This is a genomic window from Paenibacillus sp. J22TS3 (genome assembly GCF_018403205.1).
In the GTDB taxonomy this organism is placed as follows: Bacteria; Bacillota; Bacilli; order Paenibacillales; family Paenibacillaceae; genus Fontibacillus; species Fontibacillus tuaregi.
This window is the reverse complement of the sequence record NZ_BOSF01000002.1, coordinates 311,050-336,043: the sequence shown is the minus strand read 5'-3', so window position 1 is coordinate 336,043 and position 24,994 is coordinate 311,050. Positions and strand designations below refer to the sequence as shown.

20 protein-coding genes and 1 pseudogene are annotated in these 24,994 nt (G+C 48.5%); 8 read left to right on the top strand and 13 right to left on the bottom strand.

Translation table 11 applies throughout. The features are described 5' to 3' along the window. Positions 1-29: 29 nt before the first annotated feature. Both KJS63_RS07380 and wecB read right to left on the bottom strand, forming a co-directional pair. Positions 30-911, bottom strand: coding sequence for an AraC family transcriptional regulator (locus KJS63_RS07380; RefSeq protein ID WP_068619740.1), 882 nt, complete (start codon positions 909-911; stop codon positions 30-32). 202 nt (positions 912-1,113) lie between these two features. Continuing rightward, on the bottom strand, positions 1,114-2,223 hold the full coding sequence (gene wecB / locus KJS63_RS07375) for a non-hydrolyzing UDP-N-acetylglucosamine 2-epimerase (RefSeq protein ID WP_213618570.1): 1,110 nt from the start codon (positions 2,221-2,223) through the stop codon (positions 1,114-1,116). A 288-nt stretch (positions 2,224-2,511) separates the two neighbouring features. Here wecB and KJS63_RS07370 point away from each other — a divergent pair, with 288 nt between their 5' ends. The 5 genes from KJS63_RS07370 to KJS63_RS07350 are packed head-to-tail and all read left to right on the top strand — an operon-like array spanning position 2,512 to position 6,616. Then, positions 2,512-3,531: a glycosyltransferase gene (locus tag KJS63_RS07370; RefSeq protein ID WP_213618569.1), complete on the top strand. Its 1,020-nt coding sequence runs from the start codon at positions 2,512-2,514 to the stop codon at positions 3,529-3,531. After that, complete coding sequence (locus KJS63_RS07365) at positions 3,532-5,037, top strand: glycosyltransferase family 2 protein (RefSeq protein WP_213618568.1); 1,506 nt, start codon at positions 3,532-3,534, stop codon at positions 5,035-5,037. After that, positions 5,034-6,059 (top strand): polysaccharide pyruvyl transferase family protein, encoded by a 1,026-nt coding sequence (locus KJS63_RS07360; protein ID WP_244862527.1) that lies wholly within the window; start codon positions 5,034-5,036, stop codon positions 6,057-6,059. The genes KJS63_RS07365 and KJS63_RS07360 overlap by 4 nt, the downstream gene beginning before the upstream one ends. A 25-nt stretch (positions 6,060-6,084) precedes the next feature. After that, a complete protein-coding gene (locus KJS63_RS07355) occupies positions 6,085-6,381 on the top strand; it encodes a DUF2642 domain-containing protein (RefSeq protein WP_213618567.1) in 297 nt (98 codons plus the stop codon). A 31-nt stretch (positions 6,382-6,412) separates the two neighbouring features. Beyond that, a complete protein-coding gene (locus KJS63_RS07350; protein ID WP_213618566.1) occupies positions 6,413-6,616 on the top strand; it encodes a hypothetical protein in 204 nt (67 codons plus the stop codon). 163 nt (positions 6,617-6,779) lie between these two features. Here the strand turns inward: KJS63_RS07350 and KJS63_RS07345 are convergent, their stop codons facing one another. After that, complete coding sequence (locus KJS63_RS07345) at positions 6,780-7,688, bottom strand: phosphotransferase family protein (protein WP_213618565.1); 909 nt, start codon at positions 7,686-7,688, stop codon at positions 6,780-6,782. Between the two features lie 196 nt (positions 7,689-7,884). Here KJS63_RS07345 and KJS63_RS07340 point away from each other — a divergent pair, with 196 nt between their 5' ends. Further along, positions 7,885-8,757, top strand: coding sequence for an EcsC family protein (locus KJS63_RS07340; RefSeq protein ID WP_213618564.1), 873 nt, complete (start codon positions 7,885-7,887; stop codon positions 8,755-8,757). An 85-nt stretch (positions 8,758-8,842) separates the two neighbouring features. Here KJS63_RS07340 and KJS63_RS07335 read toward each other — a convergent pair whose 3' ends face one another. Continuing rightward, positions 8,843-10,045 (bottom strand): efflux RND transporter periplasmic adaptor subunit, encoded by a 1,203-nt coding sequence (locus tag KJS63_RS07335; protein ID WP_213618563.1) that lies wholly within the window; start codon positions 10,043-10,045, stop codon positions 8,843-8,845. A 12-nt stretch (positions 10,046-10,057) separates the two neighbouring features. After that, a complete protein-coding gene (locus KJS63_RS07330) occupies positions 10,058-13,162 on the bottom strand; it encodes an efflux RND transporter permease subunit (RefSeq protein ID WP_213618562.1) in 3,105 nt (1,034 codons plus the stop codon). Positions 13,163-13,355: 193 nt separating this feature from the next. Between KJS63_RS07330 and KJS63_RS07325 the strand changes: the two genes are divergently transcribed. Then, a complete protein-coding gene (locus tag KJS63_RS07325; RefSeq protein ID WP_213618561.1) occupies positions 13,356-14,663 on the top strand; it encodes an extracellular solute-binding protein in 1,308 nt (435 codons plus the stop codon). 90 nt (positions 14,664-14,753) lie between these two features. Here KJS63_RS07325 and KJS63_RS07320 read toward each other — a convergent pair whose 3' ends face one another. The 8 genes from KJS63_RS07320 to KJS63_RS07285 all read right to left on the bottom strand — a co-directional run bounded on the left by KJS63_RS07320 (position 14,754) and on the right by KJS63_RS07285 (position 24,633). Continuing rightward, positions 14,754-16,331: a response regulator gene (locus KJS63_RS07320; protein ID WP_213618560.1), complete on the bottom strand. Its 1,578-nt coding sequence runs from the start codon at positions 16,329-16,331 to the stop codon at positions 14,754-14,756. Then, positions 16,324-18,114, bottom strand: a complete 1,791-nt coding sequence (locus KJS63_RS07315; protein ID WP_213618559.1) for a sensor histidine kinase — start codon at positions 18,112-18,114, stop codon at positions 16,324-16,326. Before KJS63_RS07315 ends, KJS63_RS07320 begins: the two co-directional genes overlap by 8 nt. Positions 18,115-18,299: 185 nt before the next feature. After that, positions 18,300-19,238, bottom strand: a complete 939-nt coding sequence (locus KJS63_RS07310) for an ABC transporter permease (protein WP_213618558.1) — start codon at positions 19,236-19,238, stop codon at positions 18,300-18,302. Further along, positions 19,238-20,728 carry a sugar ABC transporter ATP-binding protein gene (locus KJS63_RS07305; protein WP_213618557.1) on the bottom strand — a complete coding sequence of 497 codons (1,491 nt, stop codon included), beginning with the start codon at positions 20,726-20,728 and terminating at the stop codon, positions 19,238-19,240. Before KJS63_RS07305 ends, KJS63_RS07310 begins: the two co-directional genes overlap by 1 nt. 31 nt (positions 20,729-20,759) lie before the next feature. After that, positions 20,760-21,725, bottom strand: a complete 966-nt coding sequence (locus KJS63_RS07300) for an ABC transporter permease (protein WP_213618556.1) — start codon at positions 21,723-21,725, stop codon at positions 20,760-20,762. Positions 21,726-21,829: 104 nt separating this feature from the next. Continuing rightward, complete coding sequence (locus KJS63_RS07295) at positions 21,830-22,996, bottom strand: M24 family metallopeptidase (protein ID WP_127200030.1); 1,167 nt, start codon at positions 22,994-22,996, stop codon at positions 21,830-21,832. Positions 22,997-23,051: 55 nt separating this feature from the next. Continuing rightward, positions 23,052-24,029, bottom strand: a complete 978-nt coding sequence (locus KJS63_RS07290; protein WP_213618555.1) for a substrate-binding domain-containing protein — start codon at positions 24,027-24,029, stop codon at positions 23,052-23,054. Positions 24,030-24,414: 385 nt separating this feature from the next. After that, positions 24,415-24,633 (bottom strand): hypothetical protein, encoded by a 219-nt coding sequence (locus KJS63_RS07285; RefSeq protein ID WP_213618554.1) that lies wholly within the window; start codon positions 24,631-24,633, stop codon positions 24,415-24,417. A 56-nt stretch (positions 24,634-24,689) separates the two neighbouring features. On the opposite strand from KJS63_RS07285, the pseudogene KJS63_RS26635 reads away from it, so the two are divergent. Continuing rightward, positions 24,690-24,948 (top strand): annotated as a pseudogene (locus KJS63_RS26635) (transposase); the annotation flags it as partial. Positions 24,949-24,994 lie beyond the last annotated feature (46 nt).

Below are 24,994 nucleotides of genomic sequence, written 5' to 3'. Positions count from 1 at the left end.
AGTCCTCCAAACTGATACTATCTTACTATTTATGCTGGATTGCCGTGCAGCCGCCTGCGCATTTCCCGCGGTGATACACCCAAATGCCTGCGGAACAGACGGTTAAAATTAGACAAATTTCGGAAGCCGCAGGAGATGGCAATATCCACAATAGGATCGCTTCCTTCCTCAAGCAGCTGGACAGCATGAGAGAGCCTCAGCTGCACCAGATAGTTCAGGGGCGAGCTGCCAGCAGCCTGGCTGAACAGGGTGCTGAAGCGGGAAGGGCTAAGATGAACAAGATCCGCAAGCTCCTTGAGTGTCCAGGGCCGGGAGAGGTCCTGCTCCATATTCCGGATAACCTCCCGCATCTGCTCCAACTGCCGCGGAGGCATGAAATCCGCGGATTCAAATCCGGTTCCGAAGTGACGATTGACCTCGGCGAGGAAAAGCATTAACTGTGCGATAATGACCGAACGGCTGGAGCGCATCTTCGCCCTGTATTCCTTCAGAATATTTTCGATATATTGAATCATGACCTGACTCTGTCCGCCGCTGCTGACAATGTGGTGCGAGGAGCCGGAATCACTGTTTCGAAATGGGAGCAGCAGCTCGGGGTCGAACCGCTGTCCGGCTGCAAGCAGCGCCGGATCGAACATGACAATGATCATCTGCAGATCCTGTCCCTCATAGGCTCGGTGAAGATCATCCGAATCGATCAAGAACAGATCTCCTTGCCCAAAAGGATACTCCCGTCCATTGATTACATAAGTGCCGCTCCCCTGGGCAATCAGGTTAATCTCAAGCGCCCTGTGCCAATGAAGCCGTTGAAAGGAGGGGGATACCCCGACAGAGCTTGAAGCCGTCAGAGGAAAATCAGCGGGGAGATAGATGTCATCCCGGGCAATGGGAGTAGGAAGTAACGGTTTCACAAGGGAACTCCTTTCTAATAGTTAGATCACTTAAACAGCTAGAATTGTTCATTTAATATAACGCGTTCGTTCAGCTTATCATGTACTCATTATCATACCATATCAGCATCCATGGACCAGAGTTCAGTATGATTTATTCAGCCCCTCGTCTCCTATCCACGAACAAACCAGAGTCTTGAACGATCCCCCCCTACTAGAACCTTCATCTATCAAAAAAATCAAGAATGGCCTGGGTAATCTGCTCCGAGGCATGGCCATCCCCAAAAGGATTACTCGCTTCAGCCATGCACCGGTAAGCCACTTCATCTTCCAGCAGCGTTATCATTTCATAATGAACCCGTTCCATCTTCGTGCCAATACAGAGCAGGGTGCCGGCCTCCACCCCTTCGGGACGCTCGGTCTTGTCCCGCAGAACCAGAACCGGCTTGCCCAGAGATGGCGCCTCCTCCTGAATTCCCCCCGAATCTGTCAGCACAAAATGACAGCGTGCCATAAAATTGTGTGCAGCCACCACATCAAGCGGTTCCGTCAGATGAATCCGCTCCTTCCCTCCAAGATACTTGTGAGCAAGCTTGACAATCTCAGGGTTAGGGTGAACCGGATAAATAATCTCGATATCCTTGCGCTCGCCCGCAACCTTAGCCACCGCCTTAAATACCTCTTCCATCGGCTTCCCCCAGTTCTCCCGGCGGTGCATCGTCATGAGGATCCATTTACGGCGGTGATCAAGCTTTCCAAGCAGCGGATGGGAAAACTGCTCGTTAATCGTCCATTTAAGCGAATCAATAACCGTATTCCCGGTAACATGCACACCCGAAATCCGGTTCTCAGCAGCCAGCTGAAGTGCGGACTGCACGGTCGGGGCAAAATGCAAATCCGCAACCCTTCCTATGAACTCCCGGTTCATCTCTTCGGGATAAGGGGCGTATTTGTCATATGTTCTTAAGCCTGCTTCCACATGTCCCACAGGAATCCGGGAGTAATAGGCGGCCAGCGCGCCCATAAAAGCTGTTGTTGTATCCCCGTGAACAAGCACGAGCTGGCATGCCGAGGAACGAATAACTCCCTCCAGGCCTGTCAGAGCTGAAGCGCTCAGTTCAGCAAGACTCTGACCCGGCTTCATTAGATCCAGGTCATAATCCGGCTTGATCTCAAATACCTGCAGCACCTGATCCAGCATCTCCCGATGCTGCGCGGTCACACAAACTATCGGCTTCAAGCCCGGTGTCCGCTCCAGCACCTTAACCAACGGCGCCATCTTGATCGCTTCAGGTCTTGTACCAAAAACAACAAGCACACGAATCTCTTTCATACTTTGCTCCACTCCCTTGCTTTAGTCTGTAGAAGCTTCTATATCATCTACCATTTCAGTCTTATCTTATGAATTAGCGAGGGCCTCCGTATCGGCATCCTGCCGTATAATTTTTCTTTCATTAATAGAGCTGAATTAGAACTGCGGTGAAAATGGATTAGCTCCCTCTGAGGTTTGATTTTTTTCATATATCAAACTATTTTCTTGAAACTAAGGCAATTGGTGTGACTCTATGAAGCTAGCATGGCATAGAATGGAGCAAGCTTTTATAAAGGAGGGAAAAGCAACTTGGCTGTTATTATATATCCCAAGACGATGAATTGGACGTTCATGAAACAGCGGCCCCAGCAGCTGATGACCCAGTTCGGTGCCTTGGGGCATCAAGTCTTTTTTGAGAACCTTGCGCCGCTCTCGAAGCATTATGAAGAAGTCGAGCCCAATGTGCATCTATTTACCGATCATCAAGGCTTTATTTCCAGGACTCTTCCTAAGCTTCGCAAGGAACATCCGGTTGTCATATGGACGACCTGGTCCAAGCAGCGGTCGAGACTGCCGCTGTTCAAGCCGGACGCTGTCATCTACGACTGCTGTGATGAATTTCCCCATTGGGCCAAATACGAGAACAAAATGGTAGATGCATCCGACCACCTTGTGGCAACCGCATTGTCCATCAAGACAAGGCTGGAACTGGCCTATCCTGAGAAGCCGGTCACCCTGATTCCCAATGCTGCGGATCAGTCCCTGTTCGATCTAACCAAAGGTCCCCGTCCTTCCGACCTTCCTGAAGGCCCGGTTGTGGCTTATATCGGAGCATGGGCATACTGGATTGATCATGTTTTATTTGAGAAGCTGGCCCGTGCATTTCCTAAGGTGAACTTCGTCTCAATCGGAGCGCCATACGGCGACATTCCGTCTTATACCGAGCTTCCAAATGTCCACGTGCTGGGCGAGAAGCCGCACAGTGTTCTAAAACAATATCTGCCCCATATCGATGTGGCCATGATTCCATTCCAATATCATCCGATCACGCTTGCAACCAATCCGATTAAGGCATATGAGTATTTGGCAGCAGGTGTTAGAGTTCTATCTACAGCACTGCCGGAATGCATTCATATGGAGCCTTATGTCACAACAGCGACGACCCATGATGATTTTGCGGCTAAGCTTGCGGCTATGCTGGCACACCCGGACACCCGGGAGAACCGGCAGGCGCGGATCGGTTATGCAAGGAATAACCGCTGGCAGGAACGCGGAATCGTGGGAAATGAGGTTATTCAGGAAGTGCTTAAGAAGAAGGACCTTCTCTAAATGAAACCTCATCCGCCGCTCATCCTCCATGGGAGGACAAATATCCCGGACTCACGCTTGTCCAGGCCTGAAGCCTATAAGCAGGAGCTTGAGCACGCTCTGCGTGAATCTTCCTGTGAATGGGTGATCTGGAATCCCATCCTTACTGCGGTTCACAGAAGTCTGCCGAACCCTCTCTTGCAGAGCATAGTCCGGAATACGGATGCTGCTGTCCTGGCTATCGGGCTGCCCCTATCCGGTTTCCTAAGTGTTCCCGCTGTAAGGGACCCACTCCCGTCCTTGGAAACTGCGGGCTGTCAAGCCGCGAAAGCTTGCCCTTCTCTACTTCCTTTTCTCTGGAAAAAGGATTATCTGATGGAGATGCTCGCCAGTCCCCTTTATCCCCTTCCATCCTCGCTGTACTTGCCTTACGAATGGATGCCTAATTCCTACAGTCTACAGTCCTTACCACAGTCTATATTTGAAAGCTCTGCGGGGGGCGGCAGTCAGAAGCGAGGGATCGGCTTGAAATTCCGCATTCCCGAGCTTCAACAACAGCTTGCAGGAATTGTGCCCATCATAACGGGCACCCGCCGGAATGTACCAGCTTCAGGTATGACGAACGCATATCGTCCCCAGCTTGATCCCGCTGCACGACTCCTAACTCATGAGTGCAAGCTCGATTCTCCATCCCATGATGCTGGTATCAATCCCGCTTCTGCTCTGCCTCGAAATTACTGCACAGGCAATGAATCGTCCGGGGAATGTGTTCATCCCGCTCGGGACAGCGCCTTCTCTGCAGCCTTTAAGCCGAACTCTCCGGTGCCTGAAGTTTCTATTCTGCTTCCCGTATATAACATGCGCCGGGAGGTGGGCTGGGCTGTAAGATCGGTTCAGGCCCAGACCTCCCCAGATTGGGAGCTGCTCATCGGGGATGACGGGTCCGAGGACGGGACCGCAGATCTCCCCTATTTGTACAATGACCCGCGCATCCGGGTGCACCGCTTCAGTCCGAATCGCGGCAAGGCGTTCGTACTGAACGAGCTGCTCCCCCTGGCGCGGGGCAGATATGTGCTGGAGCTGGACGGGGACGACTGGCTCCAGCCCGAGGCTGTGGCGCAGCTCACAGCCATCATGGACCGCTCGCCGGAAGCGGCTATCGCAACCGGCAGCAGCGCCCTGTGGCAGGGCACCCGCCACCTGGGTCCCTTGTGGCGGGGTGTCCTGCCTTACCGCGGGCACCGTGCGGACCCTGCGGGGGCCGCGCCTTTGGTGCCGCGGTTCTACCGCGCAGCGATGCTGCGAGGGATCGGCGGATGGCCGATTCCAGCCGGCGATGACGGCCGGCTGTTCGAGGACATCGCCGTCTGCGGCGCGCTGCTCGCGGAGCATCCTGAGCCGGCCGTGGTTGACCGGCCGCTCTACAACCGTGTGCTCCGCGCCTCCAGCGTCAGCCAGCGCGGCAGCAAGAAGTATCCCGCCTGGATTCAAAACCTGGCGGAAAACAAGAAAGGAGGACACCTATGATGAATATCGCAGTCTGCGGTTATTATGGCATGGGCAATTTCGGGGATGATTTGTTTCTGCGCACGTTTCAGCAAGTCTTTCATCCGCACCAGGTCTATCCCTGGAATAACCAGCTTGATGCCACCAAAACAGATGCGGTGATTATTGGAGGCGGTGACCTGATTACCCCTTATGCCTTCAACACCAACTACTTTCCACCTGCACTCAAAGACAAACCCACCTGGCTGTACGGTGTCGGCATTGTTGACGCCTACCCGGAGGAGACCTGGCCTGCCGATCAGGTAGAGAAATACCGTGAAGTGATCAGCAGGGCGAAGCGGGCGGTGTTCCGTGATTCAAGATCTGCCGAAATTGCGAAACGGGCCCGGTTCCACAGTGATGTGGAGACCGCCCCGGATCTCGCCTTCGGATACAGGCAGCCGAAATTTCCTTATAAGAAACCGTCTGCCCGCAAAACCATTGGCATCTGTGTATTCTCGTATGATTCTTTTCCATTTGATTCATTCGTCTCGCTGATGAAGTCTCTGTCTGACCGTGGCTACCACCTCAGACTAATCCCTGCCGTCAATCATCCGAACGGGGGCGGATATTCAGATTATCCGATGTGTGTACGGATCAAAACCCGGCTTCGGGAGATTGCTCCACATGCCTCGGTGGATATCCTGCCGCTGCTTCTGGATCTTGAACTCACTTACAGCGCCATTCAATCTGTGGATTACCTGATCAGCTTTAAGCTTCATCCGACCCTTGTTGCCCTACGGGCCGGTATCCCGGCCCTGGCTTTCAGCGGCATGAGCAAGGTGAGGAGCCTACTTCAGCTGTTCGGTATGGAGAAATATTACTGTGACTACCGCGAACCCTTGGAGGGGTACTCAGCGGTAATCGATGATTTCCTCACAAATGGTCCCGACCTGGTCCGCTTTCGGGAGCACCGGTTCCGGTTGGCCGAACGCGAGAGTCTGCGAAGCCTGCTGAGGCTGCGCAAAGAAATAGAAAAACACGTTCACTGGCATAACAAGTAAACGCTATTTTGAAGGAGGAACTCTTATGTGTTTTCTAGGATTAGGCCGTCTTAGACGGGAAGTAAGGCACCTGAAAGAATCCGTGCTGATTCTGACCGAACGGCTCAATGAACTGGAGAATGACCTCGAATCCGAGATATTCCCCAACCCGACCCTGCAGGCTGCTTTGCAGGACAAAGTTGGGCAGACTGTTACGGTCAATACCGCAAGCGCTACGGTAGAAGGAACTCTTCTTACGGTAACGTCGGATTCTCTTGAAATCCGTGAGTCGACCGGGGATCTTGTGCTTATCCCTTATTCCCGGATCACGGTACTGCACTAATGTGACTTGTTTTAAGAAAGGAGCTACCTTTATGAATTTCTTGAGTCTGGCTAAAGGCTTTGTGGGTAAAGAGGTAGAGGTGCTAACCCCCAATGATTTGGTCGCCGGTACCCTGCTCTCGGTTGGAGATACCACGCTTGTGCTTAAGGTACCCCCAATTATATACGGACCCCAGACCGACACTGCATTGATCCCGCTGCAAGCTGTTGAATTTATTCGGGTTGTGGCTTTATAAAAAATCGGCAAGAAGGCCGTCTCAATAAGCAAGCTAGCTTACCAAAAGTGGACGGCTTTTTGCAAAAAATAAACAAAGCGCTAATTCAAGGGTTATCCTTGGATTGGCGCTTTGCTATTTTGATCTACTACAGACAGGCTTCTTCGGAAGATCTGCTTATTATTTAGAAGCGTGTAACCAGCTGTTCGAATCCTGTTTTGAAATTTTCATACGTCCAGGCAATGTGTTTCTGATCCGTATACTTTCTGAATTCACATTCAATAACCAGAATCAAGTCCAAGTACAAGTTATACAATAATCTTCTGCGCTGCTCCCCCTCCGTTGTGATCGAACGTCCATATCCCCGTTCAAACGCTGGAGATGCACCAAAACGGCCAAAAAAGAATTCAATCAACGGATCTCCCCAGAAGGCTCTCTCAAAATCAATGATTCCCGATACCTTGCCATCTTGAATAAAAACATTCCCTTCCCATAAATCCCAATGCACCAGATACGGCACCTTTACTTCGTCCAACGCATCAAAGTGACGGAGCATCTGGCGTCTGATCTCCCCATAGGATTCGGGAAATACCACTCCGATCTCTTCCCCATCTGCCAATACACCTTCAATCATGGAGTGAAAAACTTCTTTCCAGGTCATCCTGCCCCTCTCCGGTCTTCCTAACAGGCCGAAGGTTTCCCCTTGAATCGTATTAATCCGCTTATTATAGACACCAATCTCTTCTTGAACAGCAGCCAGCTCCTCTTCAGACAGAGAAGCTTTTATTTTATTCAAGGGTGTTCCCTGGATATATTCCATTATAAAATATTCACAAGGAACCAGACTGCATGAGGGGTCATAGCTCAGAACCCGGGGGACCGGAACATTGGCAGACTTCGCTACAAGTCTTAAGGCTTCAACTTCCGTTCTCATGTTATTCTGTTCACAGCGCATCAGCGGCTTGTCTTTCGCCGGAGCAACCTTCAGCACAAGTGGGGTTCCATCAGATAGGACTATGCAGTAAGCCGTATTTGCCCAGCCATCAGCAAGTTCGGTCACTGACTTGATCGGTTGGCCCACAATCGATTTCAATTCTGTACTCGTTAGTTTGCTTTTATTCAAGCTGTCCAAATTAATCACTCGATTCAAATAGATTTTTACTTCATTACAAGTTTCTTCTATCACAGCACACACTGAATCCGTTTTCAAGTAGAAAATTAACACGTATTCTCCTGGAACCTGGCCCCAGGTTCATTCGTATACGCCTATAAAAGGAGTGGTTAATTTCATGCCGGACACACCTGCATTCGAACAAGTCCCTGAATCTCATGAGGAATTACAGCTGATGCTGAAGGATATAGAGTCGTGGGAGAAGAGCCAGAAAGACCTCTGGTTCTGGGAAAAGCTCGGCCGCCTTCCCTTCATGCTTCTCGACCGTTTAACCCCCAAATTTATACAGAAAAAGCTTGGCCAAGCCATTGATGAGATTGGCAGCTTCGTTCAGACCGGAGGGCAGTATCTGGTATCGGAGAATGCCGTGCTTGCCAAGCTCTACAGTACCGCAGAGACAGCCGGAAAGCTCCCGGCAGATTCAGCTTTAAGATCAAACCAACCCCTAACCTTGGAATCCGCCCGCTCCCTGCCCATCGCTGTCATGGACAAGACCGCAGAGGAGCTGACTGAGAGCCGGGCCACCTTTGCCACCGCACAGGGGGCAACTACCGGTTTTGGCGGATTGTTCACACTTGCCATCGACATTCCCGCTATTCTCGGTTTATCACTTAAGATGATTCAGGAAATTGCCATTACATATGGCTATGATCCCAAGGAAAAGCTGGAGCGGGCTTTTGTCATCAAATGCCTGCAGTTCTCCTCAGCCGATATTGTCGGGAAAAAGGCTGTGCTTGAGGATCTCACAAGCTTCGATAACCCGGACCGCCAGCGCGAATCTCTCTCTCAGCTTCAGGGCTGGCGGGAAGTTGTCGCTTCATACCGTGACAACTTCGGATGGAAGAAGCTGTTCCAGCTTGTTCCGGTTGCAGGCGCGGTATTCGGCGCTATCATTAACCGGGGCACACTGCAGGATGTGGCGGAAGCAGCCACCATGCTGTACCGGAAACGCCGCATTCTCGAACGAATGCGGCAGCTTGACCTCTCTTAACAAAGCCCGGGATTTCCCGGGCTTTTCTTACGTGCTAGGCATTTCGAAAGCAAAGGCGGGCGCTCCGCTTCTTCACTTTGCTGTATCATTTATTTTTCTGCAAAGTAACCTTATCCCCGTCTTTAAGCATGTGCTGTCCGGAGATGACAAGCTTCTCTCCAACCGCAGCTCCTTCCAGAACCTCCTGATAGATATCCTGAATTCTACCTAGAGTGATTTTGCGTTTATGAACGATCTCCCCATCTAATATGAAGATATACGCATCCGTTCCTTCTCTGACAATGCTTGATGACGGGACAGAGACCGATTGTTCCTCTTCTTCAGTGGTCAGCTGCACCTGTACCCTTGAACCCGGGGTGAAGAAGCCATCCTGATTATCGGCTGTTAACTGCAAGGTGTACAGGCGGGTGGTTGAGCTTGGTACCTTAGCAATATAATCGACCTTAATCCGGCGAGCCTCGGACGGCTTGTCGGCATAATAGAGGGACAGCACCTTTTTGCCTCTGACCAGTCCCGCTGCTTCCTCGCTGAGCTCCGCCTTGATGGACATCCGCTTCGTGTCCAGAATTGTACCGATCTTCGTTCCGGGAGAGACCGCTGTCCCTGGAACGAGCTCAAGCTCGGCCAGCGTGCCGCTGGAGGAAGCCTTGATGCTATAAGTGGCCAGGGTTTCCTTTGCCTGTTCCAAAGAAACCCGGGCGTTCTGAAGCTGGGATTCCGCCGCAGGCACCGAGCTTTTGGAAGCCAAATACGTAAGCTGCTGCTTGGATGACTCCAAACTGTCCTTCGCTGTATTGTACTGGTCCTCATTGTTAGCCCTTGCAGCTTCTTTAAGCTGTCTTTCATAAGTGGCAATCGTCCTCTCAAGCTGAGCCTTGCTGGAGGCCAGCTCCGACCTAGCCGTCTGGAGCGCTCTCTCAGCACTCTTCACCGCCGCCTCAGCTGAACTAACCGACACGGCCGCCGCACCGGGATAGATACGGACAATTACCTCTCCCTTGGACACCGTGCTTCCATTGCTCTTCAGAATTTCGGTCACAGCGCCGGCTGCTTGGGCTACAAGCCCCACCTGTACAGCCGCATTCACATCCGCTACCTGCTCCCTAGGCGGTCCCATGGAATGCTTCCCAATGGGCTCTACCTTCACCATTCGCTCCGCTGTCGCCGCCGGAGCCGAGGCGGGTTCCGGAGAAGAGCAGCCAGCGGCCACGGCAGTTACTGCAAGCACCAAACATGCGGCCGCGATAACCCGCTTGAGTTTTATTTTTCTGTTCATGGTTTCATTCATTCCGCTCTCCCCCTACATTTCCAGACTTTTCTCTTCTTGTGCATCACGGCCGCCTCTCTTGCCAAACCCTCGGGACAACCTCTTCCTAGCTGAATCAAGCAGCTCATAAATAACCGGCACAACTACTAGCGTCAGGATCGTTGAGGTGGTAAGTCCGCCGATAACCACAACCGCCAGCCCTTTGGATATCAATGTTCCATGAGACAATCCGAGCGCCAGTGGAATCATAGCTACGATAGTAGCTGCAGCAGTCATAATAATTGGACGAAGACGGACTCTTCCGGCTTCAAGCAGGGCTTTCCTCACAGCATAGCCTTCCTGCATTAACTGCTGGGCCCTGTCCAAAAGAACGATCGCATTGGTAACCACGATTCCGATCAGCATCATGAACCCGATCAGTGAAGTAATATTGATCGCTTCATTAGAAATGAGCAGCCCCAGTAGTCCACCAATAACCGCCAGAGGTAGGGAGAACAGGATAGCGAACGGAGTACTCGCATTACCAAAACACAGCACCATAATGAGATACACGATAGCAATAGCCGCCCCCATTGACGCAAACAGCTGGCTAAAGTTCTTTGCAATTTCCTCGGTTACCCCTTCCGCGCTGGCAGACACTCCTTCGGGCAGCTCGATACCTGCCAAAGCCTCAGTAACCTTGGAACTAATGGAGGCTTTATCTGCGGAATCAATCGTTGCCGTAATGCTGACCACCTGTTTTTGTTTTTCACGTTGAAGAGAGATCGGCGAGGCCACCTTTTCAATTTTGGCCACCTCACTTAGATATACAATCCCTCCTGAAGAGGTGCGCAGCGGGATTTTGCCCAGCTGTTCCAGCGAATCCTTATCCCTGGAAGCAAGCTGAATCTGGGCTGTATACAGAACATTATCAAAACGGATGGACCCGAGCTCCGTCTGCTCAATCCAGCTCCTGACTGTATTCTGTATGGCCGATGTGCTGAGGCCGAATTTCTTGGCTTTGGTCTGCGATACCGTAGCTACAACCTGGGTTTTGGCATCCCCCAGTGTATCTTTAACGTTCTTAAGCTCGGGGAATTCCTTAACCTTGGCTTTAACCAAGGCCGCGGCTTGCTCCAGCAGCCGCTGGTTATCTCCTGTCAGAACATAAGAGAAGTCTGTCCCAAAGCCGCCACCTCCGCCGGACAGCGTATCCGGAGTCACCTCCGTACCTTTTGGCAGTTCATTGAGGATCAGCGTTTTGTACTGCTCTTTAATCGTCTCCGGTTTAACGTTATCGTTCACCTCAGTATTAACCTGAACCATATACGGCACCTGTTTGTCTGTTCCCCCGTAACCTACAAGCGATTCAGTAAAGTTGAAAACCGGGCTCCCCTGCTCATCCTTCGCCTGCTTAAGCAGATTCTCAATCTGCTTCGTTTGGGCATCCGCACTCTCCAATGAGGTGTTATACGGCAGCTTGATCGTGAAACTGATCTGACGTCCGGCTTCGCCATCGGAAATATTATTTACAGCCAGATTAGGGATGGTCACAACCAGAGTTACGATAAAAGCAATGGCCGACAACAGCAATGTCTTAACCCGGTGATTCAGACACCAGGACAGAACTCTTTCGTAAAAAGCGGCTGTCTTGCCGGTCTTCTCTTCATGATGAGAGCCCAAGTTAACCCCCCGCAGCACCATCAGCTTGGCCATTAGCGGGATAACGGTCAGTGCCACAAGCAGCGAGGCCATCAAGGCACAGGCTACGGTCAATGCAAACGGCCTGAAGAACTCTCCGATCAGACCACTGACAAAGGCAATCGGCAGGAACACCCCTACCGTAACCAGGGTTGATGAAGTAATAGCCATAGAAACCTGGCTTACCGCCTGCAAGAGGACGGATTCATTCCGTTCTTTTGCTTTTTGCAAATGGGTATAAATGTTCTCGATGACCACAATACTATCGTCTACAATCCGCCCGACAGAGATGAAGATGCCCCCAAGCGACATAATATTCAGCGTTAAACCAAGGTAATGCATCATCATGAACGTAATGAGAATAGATAACGGGATAGACACCAATACAATTGCCGTCATCCTTAGATTTCTAAGGAACAGCAGAATAATGACGGAAGCCAGGATGACCCCAATGATCCCCTCCCGCAATAGTCCGCTAATGGAATCCCGCACCTCATCAGCACTGTCGTACACCTTCTTGAACATAATATCCGGGTGAGCCTGCTCCCACTTGTCAAGAAGCGCATTGGTCTCATCCGAGAACTCCACCGCATTGGCGGTTCTTGCTTTATACAGATTGATTCCAATTGCCGGCTTGCCGTTGATCCGTGAGATGAACTCAGATTCGGTCACAGCCTTAATCTCGGCAATATCCTTGAGCATCAGAGATTGGCCTTGGGCTGACATCAGCTCTAGATGGTTCATATTGTAGATGCTGTTCAGCTCCCCGGTAACCCGGACCATCTGCGTATTCCCGTCCAGCTTGACAGCCCCAACTGTGCCGGATGCAAGTGATGCTTGAACGATAGCCGTCACGTCCCCAGGCACAAGCCCATAGGCGTTCAGAGCATCCGCTTTAAGCTCAATATCGAGCGAGGTCTTTCTGGCCCCGATCGTATCGATATGATCAACTCCCTTGATGGAAGCGAACCCGGGCTTCAGCTCAGTTTTGTACAAATTATCCAGGTCTGTCTGGGTCATTCCCTTATCCGCATATACAGCAAGATAATACGCCGGAATAGAGGCGAATCCCAAGGTGGAGACAATGGGTCTTGAAGCCTCCATGGGCAGAGGAACTGACTGGATGAGGCCCTCAATGTCCTGTTTCTTCTTGTCGATGTCGACCCCTTGTGTGAAACGGATCATAACCTGCGAGCCGGAATCACTTGAAGTGGAGCTAAGCAGTTCTATGCCTTCAACATTGGCAATCTTGTCCTCAATCGGTTTGGACACCTGGCTCATCACATCTTCCGGTGACGCGGAATATGCCGTAGACACAGCTACAAGTGGAAAAGATACATCCGGCATATTCTCAAGCTTAAGAGCCCCCGCTGAATAAAAGCCCGCGCCGAACAAGATGGCGATCATAATCATCATAGCCGCAGTTTTATTCATGGAGAATCGTATAATGCCTTTCAAGCAGTTACCTCCTTCTAATTGACTACTATGTATAGCGCCAAATCCATAATAACCCAAAAGTGTAAACTGAATATTTCGTGAACCTTACCGTAAGCTTAAGAGTACTTTAATTAATTTATCGATTTAATAAGACAAAAACCCTATAATATAGTTAGGAACAATAGGATTCTCATTCATACTTCGGGGGTAAGATATGAAACGAACTAAGCCCAAGCTTTTATACGTATTTCTCTCAGTTTCCGTCCTGCTTCTATTGGTTCTACTGCTCCTTAAATTGAACACGAATCATTCATCACAGGTGTCCATCTCTAAGGAAGCCACCAACAGGCCAGAACAGATAAAAATCATGATTGATACTACACATTTATCTTATATTAAGGCTGTTTCCGCGCAATTTGAGAAACGGTACGGCGTCAAGGTTGATATTATTTCTATGGACTTCAACCTTCTTTATCATCAAATAGAGAAAAGTCTGAATCAATCCAATACGGATCTAGATTTGATTCTCGTAGATACGGTATGGACGCCAGAGTTCGCGAGGGCCGGCTATTTAGAACCTTTGAGAAACTATGTCCAAAGCAATCTAAGAGATAGAATCATACCTATCGCATATGACCAACGAATTATAAGCAACGACCTGTATGCGCTTCCTGAACTGTATGCCTTCCCACTATCTATTGAAGAGAAGTTTCTATACTATAATGAGAAATTGTTGAAGAGTGCCGGTATCTATGCCCCACCAAGTACGTGGGAAGAACTTAGTGAAATGACGCAGTATATGCGGGAAAAGGGGCTGATCAACCACGGTCTGATCTGGGGCTGGACTCCGGGAGAAGGCTTGGTCTGTGATTATACGCTTCTGTCGAATGCCCTTGGCGTACAGTCCAAAGATGTGAATGGACACTGGATCTTTGATCAGGGTAAAGGTGTAAAAGCATTAAGCTTCATGGCACACTCTCTGGAAAGCGGCTTATCTGACCCCTTATCTTTGAGACTAAGCGACAGAGAGGCTGTGAAGAAATTTGCTGAGGGAAAGACGCCTTTCATGATCGGCTGGGCTTATGCGGATAAGATGCTGAATCAGCCTGCTGATTACAAGATGTCCCTTGTACCTGGGTTCAAAGGTTATCAAAAAAGTTCAACGGTCACGGGTGGCGGTGCACTGAGTATTACCCGAACCTCAAGACATAAAGATTGGGCATGGAAGTTCATCGATCTGATGAACAGCTCCAGGGATCAAGTATCGCCGAAAGACTATATCGGAAGTATTCCCGTCTGGAATGATCAAATATCAGATTTTGAGAATTCAGACAAATATCTGAACCGCAATCTGATGACCGAGCAGTTCGAATATGCCATTAACCGTCCAAATATGTCCTCCTATGTAGAGTGGTCAAGTATCATGCAATCTTCCATTGAGTCAGCCTTAAACGGGAAGCTGACCGCTAAAAAAGCCCTGGATCAAGCCAAACATAAAGTCCTGCAGCAAGGGATTAAATAAATATCTCATCCCTCGAAAGAAGAAAGGGTGTCCCTAAGTAGAAACAATCTTACTTAGGAACACCCTTCTTTCTTTATATCTTTACCTGGATCAAGAACATTTGATTGATGCTTTACTCTCTTTATATTCGGAGGGCGTAATGCCGTAATACTTTTTGAACACCTGCCCGAAGTATTTGCCATCCATAAAACCTACGTTATTGGCGATTTCCTGCACGGTAAGCCGCTGGCTACTGTTCAGCAGTTCTTTGGCTTTCTCCACACGCAGCACGGTCAAATATTCATTGAAGTTTATCCCTTTCTCTTTCTTAAACAGACGACTGACATGACTTGTAGACACATGGAATGTATCCGCAATATACTGCAGATTCAAAGAGGCATCAAAATAGTGGGTATCTAAATACAAAATAATCCTGTCACTTAAGGATCTTGCTCTCTCTACTTTTTTTCTCCGGTTCACCTCATCGCATACTCGAATTATAATTTCGGTGATCACGGAACAGTACTCTTCAAAAGTACGCAGTCCCGTAATCTCGGTAATGGCCTGAGTGATCTGATTCTTCGCATCCCCTTGAGGAACGTGTTTGGACAGCCCAATAAGGAAATCAAGACAGCTGTTAAGCGCTGCGCTCTTATTCCGTCCAGCCTTGATATTTGAGGCAAAAACATTCCAATAGAATTTGGCCTCATTATAATCACCTTCCAGAATAGATTCAGTCAGCCGAGAATCCATAGGAGTATTCACCTGGGCGATAGCGCTTCCAAAAAACGGTTCAGGTTTATGAATTCCCCAAAACAATTGAATGTCCAGCATTTTCAAAGCCTGTTGAAAGGAATCGCAGATTTGCTCTATACCTCTAAAGCTGGATCCAATCCCCACACTTACTAGTTTCTTTAGATAAGTACTCACGTTCTCCAGGCACAGGGTTGTGGCTTCGAGCACCCGTCTCTGCATAATAATCTGTTGAATACCAGCATCTGTCTTCACAACAACAACACTCTTGCCTTCAAAATTGACGATCGTTGTATTCATATCAAATAACCGGTAGGTCTCTGTAACTATATTATTAACTGCGAATTGGTAGATAGAAGCATATTCGGCATAGGATGGATCGGAAGCTTCATATAACTCGAACACGACGATCTGACCATTGGTGACCTTGATTCCGCATTCTTTCATTTTCTTAGCCGTATTCTCAAGCTCCCGATTTCCATTGACGATCAAATTCATAATCATGCCGGATTCCAGAATATCGAGATTCTCCCGCTCAGCATCCCCGATCACAGGCGTATGACTTTGCATTTTGTCAATCGCTTTAAGAATACACGCCTTCAGATCGGCGATTTCTATCGGTTTGAGTAAATAATCAAATACCTGCTGTCTCATAGCCGTCCGGGCAAAGTTGAAGTCGCTATAACCGCTTAATAATATCGTAACGATGTCAGGGTATTGTCCCCTTATATATTCAGCCAGTTCAAGACCGTTCATTCCGGGCATCTTAATATCCGTGATCACAATATCGGGCCTCATCTTCTCAATAACTTCCTTACCCTCAAATCCGTTGGAGGCTGTTGCACACACGGTACAGTTCATTTCCTGCCAGTTCACCTTCTCACTAAGACCACGGCTTACGATAGCTTCATCATCCACAATCACGATCTTATACACCCGCCAGCTCCCCTTTCTCTTCGGATGGGTAAGAATCACCCGGATATTTCACTATGGGCAAAATAATCTCTATAATCGTTCCACTATTCTCGGTACTGACTATGGTAAGTCCATAAGGCTCGCCAAACAGCATTTGAATTCGCTTGTGTACATTCTTAAGACCGTTCCCGGTTCCCTTCGCACTTCCCGGATTCTCTTCACCATTAGACTGAAGAAGAACTCTCCTCTTGTTCTCTTCAATCCCAACACCGTCATCTATGACACGAAGTTTAACGTATTGCGTATCCCGCACTCCTATGATGCTTAAATGTCCTGTGCCTATTTTATTCTCCAGACCATGAACGAACGAGTTCTCCACAATCGGTTGAAGAACAAACCTTGGAATATACAGCTCCTTAAGCGAATCCTCAATGTGGATTGAAATCTGAATTTTATTCTCGAAACGGGTCTTCTGAATCGATAAATAGGCATTGATATAATCCAGTTCCGATTGAACAGGTATCATCTCTTTACCATCAACCAGATTAGATTTGAGCAAATGGGCAAGGGACACGGCAACATTCTCAATCTTCTTGTTCTCTCCGTACATAGATAGCCACCGGATCGTATCCAGCGTGTTGTACAGGAAATGCGGGTTAATTTGAGCCTTCAACGCTCTGTATTCCGATTCTCTCTGGGCAAGCTCTTTTTGATAGACTTCAGAAATTAAATAGTTAATCTTGTGCATCATCCGGTTGAAGCTGCGTCCAAGCCTGCCGAACTCATCTCTGCGTTTGATATCCACCTTCTGATCGAACTCATCGGTCTCTACTTGATCCATCACCTTCTTCAAGTCATGCAGCGGAGCGATCAAATGCTTGGTACTGAGCCATGTGAGCACTACTCCAACCAGCACTCCAATAAGACCAATGCCAATAATCCATTGTCCAATCAGCTCAGTGCCCTTTGAAATTTCCTTCAAGGGAACCAGGGATACGACTCGCCAATTCGCCTGGTCAGAGACATAAGTGGTGAAGAGCATCTCACCGAAGGGCTCAACCTCGAGAAGAGTAGGGACACCCACTGCCTTGTCCTTGGCTCTGGTCAGCAGGTCCTGCGCATTGATCTTCGGATCCTCACTGCTGCTGACCAGTAGGTTATCCTTCTCATCAAAAACATAACTGTACCTGGAAGTCTCGGACTGCAGCCGCTGCTTCAAATAGTCGTCCTGAAGCGAAATGGTGATGTATCCGAGCATCTTCAACGAATCCCGCTGCCTTATGGCACGTTCGACATAGATCACCCCGTTATTAACACGCCAAGTAATTCTTCCTACGGTATCATATCGCTGTTTTTTCAGCCGGGATTGAACATCATCTTGGATGTTGGGATTGCCTGATGGGTTGTAATTCAACTTCACCAGGAAGTCCTCGGTGTTGAACAAATACACCGATTCAAATTTATCAGTGGAGTACATGACTTTCTCCAGAAGGACCTGTTCAAGCTGTCTGCGTTGTTCATAAGACATCTGCTGGCTCGCCTGAAGCATCGTCTGTAACTCCACATCCTGCGAAATACTGTCCATAAGCTTGCCCATATAGGAAATAGCATCATCCATATTCTCACTCATAAATTGAACCTTTTGAGCATCATTTGATTGGGCATCCTTCAAATGAAAGTTAAAAGATACGATATAAGTCACCATATCGATGATGCTAACCACAAAGATCAACATAATCACAACCATAGTAATCATCTTACGTTTCACGCTTGAAGATAAATAAGTCCGCAGTGAATGCTTCATCGTCCGGCAGCTCCTTAAAACGCAAGGTGATAGGTTTCTTTATAGTAATCTCATACTATCAAAAATGTGATTTTTCGGGTAATTGTAATCTTTTACATCTCACCTATTAAGTTAGGTGAATTCAGGCCGGACATTCATGATAGAACGCCCAGCCTGTTCAGGTTTCCATCTGCTGACTCTCTAAGTCAGGCAATCCCAGTTGAGGCCTTGGACTTGAGCATTCGTGAGATGGCCAGTGCTGCCAGTATAATAATTAATCCCCGTACGATAGGCTGTACGAACGACGAGATGTTAAGCAGGTTCATAATATTCATGACAACAGCAAATATCAGAAGTCCGATAAAGCTGCCGCCTATCGTTCCGCGTCCCCCTGTTAAGCTCGTTCCGCCAACAATAACAACAGCAATGGCAACCAATTCAAACTGATAACCCGATCTCGGCTCACCCATTCCGATTCTAGAGGTAATCAGCATACCTGCAAGCGCAGCAAGTACTCCACTGATGATATAGACCCAGATTTTAACGCGCTTCACATTAATCCCGAACAACCGCGAGGTCTCTTCGCCTCCTCCAATGGCTAGCACGTGTCTTCCAAACGGGGTGTGATTAAGAACCACATATCCAATAATAAAGACCACAACCACATAAATAGCAGGAAGAGGAATACCAAGTACACTACCATTTGCTAGATACGAAAAGGCTGGTGTAATATTTCCGAGAATAGGCCCGCCATTCGTATACCAGAGTGTTACTGCCCGGAAAATGGCCATGGTTGCGAGTGTAGCCATAAACGGTTCAACCCGGAATTTAGTAAGAACAATCCCATTGATTGCGCCAATAACCGCTCCGATCAGCAGTACGATCACAAGGATTCCTGCTAGCCCTAACTGCTGCGTGTTGGCACTTACCACGGCTGCCAAGGCCACGATAGAACCTACCGAAAGGTCAATTCCGCCTGTGAGAATTACCAATGTCATCCCTACGGCAATCAGAGCACTTTCGGCGCTGAACTGAAGCAGATTCATTAAATTGCTGTACGTCAGGAACTTATCAGACAGAAATGTTCCCACAATCATCAACACAACTAGAGTTGCTAAAGGTAGATAGGTTCTGAGTTTTTTCATTATTTCACCTCTTGTAAAGCGTATTCCATAATCTTCTCTTCAGTGGCTTCACTTCGTTCCAGCTCACCCGTGATCGTTCCACCCGAGAAGACCAGGATGCGGTCGCACATCCCCAGAAGTTCCGGCAGCTCGGAGGATACGATAATTAGGGACAAATCTTTATTTAACAGTTTGTTGATTTCCTGATAGATTTCCATTTTGGCACCTACGTCGACCCCCCGTGTAGGCTCTTCGAGAATAAGAATTTTATATTTGTCCAGAAGCCATCTACCGATCAAGGCTTTCTGCTGGTTGCCTCCGCTTAAGCTGCGGATAGGGGTCCTGATATTTTTAGGCCTCACCGACAGCTGCTCTACCAGTTCGTTCGCTTGCTTCACTTCTTTGGATCGATTGACGAGGCCATACTTCCTGAACTTCTTCAGCGAAGTGATGGACATATTGGCTCTTACGCTTAAATTGAGAAACAGCCCCTGTGATTTGCGATCCTCGGGAACAAATGCGATGCCCCTTGAGATACATTGACGCGGGTTCTTCGGTGAGAACGGCTTCCCGTCAAGCGTAATTTGACCTGAGTAATGTTTTACGAGTCCAAACAGTACTTTTGAGATAATATTACCGCCCGATCCCGCAAGTCCAGCGATCCCAAGTATCTCCCGTTTCTTCAGACTAAGGTTAACGTCATGTAGAACACCAGGAAGATGGAGGTCCTGAACCCGAAGCACTTCATCGCCGATGGTCTCCGTATTCACAGGGTAATATTCCTTAAGCTCACGTCCGATCATCAGTTGAACCAATCTCGTCTCGTCGGTATCTCCTATGTCCATTGTCTTGACGTGCTGTCCGTCCCGCAGTACGGTTACCCGGTCAGCCATCGCGAAGATCTCTCTTAGACGGTGGGAAATGTAAATGATCGTCACATTTCTTTTGCGCAGCTCGGCGATCGTCTTGAACAGCACTTGCAGTTCATCTTCATTCAGATTTGCGGAAGGCTCATCCATAATTAACAGCTCCGCTTTGAACGAGACAGCCCGTGCGATCTCCACCATTTTACGTTCAGAAATGCTAAGCTCTTCCATCTTCTTATAGGGATCAATCTTGATATCCAGGTTATTCAGCAGTTCCTTGGCCTCCTGGTACAAGGCTTTCCACTGCAGTAAGGAGCGTTTACGCGGTTCTCTGCCCAGATAAATATTCTCTGCAACAGAAAGTGCGGGAATCTCCTGAATTTCCTGGAATAGCGTGCTTACACCGCTACTCTGGGCCATATAAGGGGATAAGAACTGAACGGTCTGGCCCTTGAAATGAACCGTCCCCTCGGAAGGAAGATGAACGCCGGACAGAATCTTGATCAGGGTGGATTTGCCTGCCCCATTCTCCCCGACGATGGCATGAAACTCCCCTTCACGGATTTTCACATTAATATCTTTAAGCGCATAATTATTGCCAAATTGCTTGGAGATACCGGCTAGTTCGAGTATAACGTTATCCATATGATTTCCCTCTTTATCCGTATTTGTAGGTCTACTTATTGTTCTTAGAGGCAGAGAATATGACGGCCCCAAGAATAATGAGTCCTAAAATAAACTGTTGAATATAAGGATTCATGTCAAGGAAGACTAGTAAGTTAAAAAGCAAACCCGAAAGTAACGCGCCTAAGAATGCCCCCCAAATGCTGCCTTTACCGCCTGATAAGCTGGCCCCGCCTACAACAACCGCGGCTATCGCACTCAGCTCCATACCAGTCGCCCCGCTGTTGCCGGACATCGGCTGGTAAGCACCTGTTCTTGAAGCAATCAGCAGGCCGGCAATGGCGGCGAACAGACCGGACAGCACGTAGACGATCAGCTGTACACGATTCACATGAATGCCGGAGTTATGAGCGGCAATCCTGTTGGACCCCACACTGTAGACCTGTCTGCCAAACACGGTTTTGTTCAGAATTATGAACCCGATAATATACAGTACCAGCATGATAATCACAGGGTATGGAATTTCACCCAGATACCCTCCGCCAATCTCAAGGAAGCTATCGCTGGCATCTCCGCTAATCCCTTTTCCCTTTGTCATGTAAAGGGTCGTGCCGTCAATGATAACTTTGGTGCCTAAGGTAACGATAAAAGGCTGCAGCTTTCCGTAAGTGATGAGCAGGCCATTCATCAACCCGAAGAACATTCCTAGGGCAAGAACAATAATGACAATCATGCCTGTGGACATATTCTGCTGAACCAGCATAATGGAAGCTAAGCTTACGGCCTGCATGATAGAACCAACCGATAGATCAATTCCTCCAATCAGTACCGTCAGAAGCATCCCGATCGATACGATGGCCGGATATGAGATCTGCCGAAGCAAATTCGAGGCGTTATAAGAAGTGAAGAATTCCGGCGAGAATATAGGAGAAATTGCTGTAATCAGGACGATAAAAAGCAGCAGCAAAGTCTCTTCCTGTTTGAACAGTGAACGTGCCTTCTGAATAGTAATTTCCATCTGCCTGAGTCCCCTTTTGTGGATGCAACAAATATGGCTTTGCATCAGCAAGTGTTGCAAAGCCATAGCAGCTTCAAAATTGAGAGTTCAAATTTATTACAAGATTAATCCTGGTACCAGTTACATACATAAGGATGGTTCGTAAGCGACTCTGGTCCGTCCTTGCGGATAACCACCGTATCTTCTACACGGGTTCCAGCATATCCAGGAATCAACAAGGTGATTTCGAAGGCAATGGTCTGATTCTCAACCAGAACATCCTGGCTGTCTGGACCTACTACTGGAATTTCCTCCTCCGGATCCATCCCTGTAGAGTGGGCACAGCCACGGCCTTCTCCGGCCATATGCGGATAACCTTCACGCTTGAGCACTTCGTTAGCAGCCACATCCGCTTCAGCCCCGGTCATACCCGGTCTTAGTGCAGACATTCCCGCTCTCCAAGCTTCCAGACAAGTATCAAGCAGACGTTGTTTCTCAGGGTCAACCTTACCGTATGCCACACCGCGGGCCATGTCAGAAGAATAGCCATTGTATCTGCAGCCGATATCGATTAGGATGGTATCGCCTTTTACAATTTGACGGTCACGCGGACGTGCCAGGAAGAAGTCACCGGAGTTAGGGCCTGATTGGACCATCATGTCAAAAGATACGGTGTCTGCGCCGCTCGCAAACATATGCGCCATCGCTTGACGGGTGACTTCTCTCTCCGTCAGTTTCTCGGTTGCCAGCAGCTCATGAATCTTCTCAATCCCCATATCTGCAAGGCGGCCTGCCACCTTCATGTTGCGGATTTCAGTTTCACTCTTGATCGATTTCAGGTATTCAATAATATTGGTCTTCTGAAGTACAGATTTCGGATTCAAGCTGTCCTTGATGATCTCATAGAACTCAAGTGCGCAGTACTTCGAACCGCTGAGGCCGATCTTTGCAGAAGGCTTGCCTTTCTGGAAATCCTTCAGTACATTGCCGAGCTCTTGACGGATTCCTCTTACATCCGAGAACCAAGTTTCATCCTGAGCGTAGGAGACCAGACTTCCTTCAGCGAACAAAGTCGGCTCACCATCGAGTGGAATGAACACCATAGCTGGGTAAGGGAAGACCCCATCAAATGCCCGGTAGTTAGCCAACCAGCGAACGTTACTCATCCGATAAGAATCGGAATATACAAGCAATCCATCCAGCCCTTCAGCTTCCATCTTGATTCTTGCCTTTTTCACACGCTCTTGATATTCAGCCACCTGTATCTCTTGCATAGCATCCTCGAAACCCATTGTAATTCCTCCTAAGTTCGAATTTTGGTTGTATGAATCTGTGTCAGGTTAGTCCTTAGAACGTTGACTTCGGATCGTAATATTTATCTACATTGGATTTATCAATAACCGGGGAGTCCAGAATGACGCGTTTTTGAATTTCTTTGCCGTTGGCCGCATCGATGGCCAGCTTCACAGCCGTCTCAAAGCTCCATTCATTCTTCACAGTCATGAGCAACTCGTTCGTATTCTTGATTTTTTCCAAGGCTTCTTTTTGAGAGTCCATGCTGACTACCTTGATTTTGTCCATTCGTCCAGCTTTCTTGATTGCCTCAATTGCGCCTAGAGCCATCTCGTCATTTTGAGCAAAGACCATGTCAATATTGCTGTTCGCCTGCAAAATATTCGTCATGACCTGCATCGCTGGCAGACGTAACCATTCTCCAGACTGCTCAGCTACAATCTTGATGTCCGGATACTTTTTGATCTCAGGCATAAATCCTTTCGTACGCAGCTGGGAGTTGGTGGATTCCACAACACCATTCAGAACGACCAGATTTCCTTTGTTGCCTAGCTTGTCGGCAATGTACTTGGCTGCCTGCTGCCCCATCAACACTTCATCCGAAGCGACAAAAGTCGTATACGGAATTTTGTCATCTTCCGGCACCCCGGAAGCTGCAATGATGAGCGGTATCTTTGCCCGATCGGCTTCTTTGTAAGCCGGGTAGATCGCATTACCGGAAAGGCTGCTTACGATGATTGCGTCAACCTTACGGGCAATCAAGCTTTCAATGTTAGCAATCTCCTTACTTGCATCCCCTTGTCCGTCAGTTACAATGAGCTCAACTCCAAGATCTGCTGCTGCTTTCTTCGCTGTATCCACATTGGCGATTCGGAAAGGGTGATTCATAACCGTCTGCGAGAAACCGATTACAATTTTCTTTTTGCCATCTGAACCACCTGAAGCCTTAGAGTCCTTAGCTTCACCACAGCCGGTAACAACCAGAGTGAACATCATCAGAAAAACTAGCATTTTCACTGCACTCTTCTTCATTTTCCTGCGCCCCCTATAAATATATTTGGTCTTGACTGATTAACTGGAACATCATTCAACCTATTTATAAAGGTTGACACATTCACCCCCATCGCGGCAGGAACGAAGTAAGCTTGCTTGCTTGTTCCTCTTAAGTTGGTGTTTCTCTGTGGCTATGAACTGATTATATCCTCTCTCTTACCCCCGTAAGGGTCGAAAAAAGTGACATCAAGGTCGAAACTTTTGATTAGCTACTCGGCAATGAACATCCATAATGTATAGGGCAATCTTGTTAATATAATCACTTACTAACCCCGGATGGATGAGTCTCCCTTTCCCCAACACAAACCAAAAGGGGCTGTTCCAAAAGACGGCCCCTGATTTGGTTTGGGAGTTCGGTTTGTGTTTAAAAGGCTCCGAGAACGAACGTTGCTCCCATCGCTGCTGGTTTAAGATTACTTGAATGATTTGTAATGGATAAAATCCAAAACCAAAGGCGACCGCTAGCACTTGGCTGCGGGTCATTCGTCTCTGGCGCAGCTTCGGCGAAATCCCCCACCAAGCAACAAACAATTAAAAGCAAAAGAAGCCGTTCCTTGGTAAAATGGAAGCGTTTAGCAACCATGCCAAAGGGGGGCTTCTTTAGTATTTCACTATACAATGGCGCAATAGGATCTGCTGATGGATTTAAAAGAGTACATTCCGCAGAGCCGACTCGTCCGCGTGTGAACGAGTCGGTGAATCGCATCGACGATGCTCTCTTGACTGCCGCCTACCCCGGCGGAGACGGCCACAGCTTCCATCCTAAACTCCTCACTAAAGTCATTCTCTACGCCTACACCCAACACATCTACTCCTCCCGGCAGATGCCAAAGCCGTGCGAGAAACCATTCTCTTCATGTGGCTGGCCGGTCGCCAGCGTCCGGAATTTCGTACGATTTGCCCTTAATCTTCCGATAGAAGCATATAATAGACCAAAATAGCAA

Bases quoted from the DNA above. Each gene is read 5' to 3' on its own strand.
- KJS63_RS07360 (WP_244862527.1), top strand. From the start codon at position 5,034: ATGATGAATATCGCAGTCTGCGGTTATTATGGCATGGGCAATTTCGGG.
- KJS63_RS07295 (WP_127200030.1), bottom strand. From the start codon at position 22,996: ATGGGTTTCGAGGATGCTATGCAAGAGATACAGGTGGCTGAATATCAA.
- KJS63_RS07325 (WP_213618561.1), top strand. From the start codon at position 13,356: ATGAAACGAACTAAGCCCAAGCTTTTATACGTATTTCTCTCAGTTTCC.
- KJS63_RS07350 (WP_213618566.1), top strand. From the start codon at position 6,413: ATGAATTTCTTGAGTCTGGCTAAAGGCTTTGTGGGTAAAGAGGTAGAG.
- KJS63_RS07335 (WP_213618563.1), bottom strand. From the start codon at position 10,045: ATGAATGAAACCATGAACAGAAAAATAAAACTCAAGCGGGTTATCGCG.
- KJS63_RS07305 (WP_213618557.1), bottom strand. From the start codon at position 20,728: ATGGATAACGTTATACTCGAACTAGCCGGTATCTCCAAGCAATTTGGC.
- KJS63_RS07300 (WP_213618556.1), bottom strand. From the start codon at position 21,725: ATGGAAATTACTATTCAGAAGGCACGTTCACTGTTCAAACAGGAAGAG.
- KJS63_RS07310 (WP_213618558.1), bottom strand. From the start codon at position 19,238: ATGAAAAAACTCAGAACCTATCTACCTTTAGCAACTCTAGTTGTGTTG.
- KJS63_RS07340 (WP_213618564.1), top strand. From the start codon at position 7,885: ATGCCGGACACACCTGCATTCGAACAAGTCCCTGAATCTCATGAGGAA.
- KJS63_RS07355 (WP_213618567.1), top strand. From the start codon at position 6,085: ATGTGTTTTCTAGGATTAGGCCGTCTTAGACGGGAAGTAAGGCACCTG.
- KJS63_RS07285 (WP_213618554.1), bottom strand. From the start codon at position 24,633: ATGGTTGCTAAACGCTTCCATTTTACCAAGGAACGGCTTCTTTTGCTT.
- wecB (WP_213618570.1), bottom strand. From the start codon at position 2,223: ATGAAAGAGATTCGTGTGCTTGTTGTTTTTGGTACAAGACCTGAAGCG.
- KJS63_RS07365 (WP_213618568.1), top strand. From the start codon at position 3,532: ATGAAACCTCATCCGCCGCTCATCCTCCATGGGAGGACAAATATCCCG.
- KJS63_RS07290 (WP_213618555.1), bottom strand. From the start codon at position 24,029: ATGAAGAAGAGTGCAGTGAAAATGCTAGTTTTTCTGATGATGTTCACT.
- KJS63_RS07315 (WP_213618559.1), bottom strand. From the start codon at position 18,114: ATGAAGCATTCACTGCGGACTTATTTATCTTCAAGCGTGAAACGTAAG.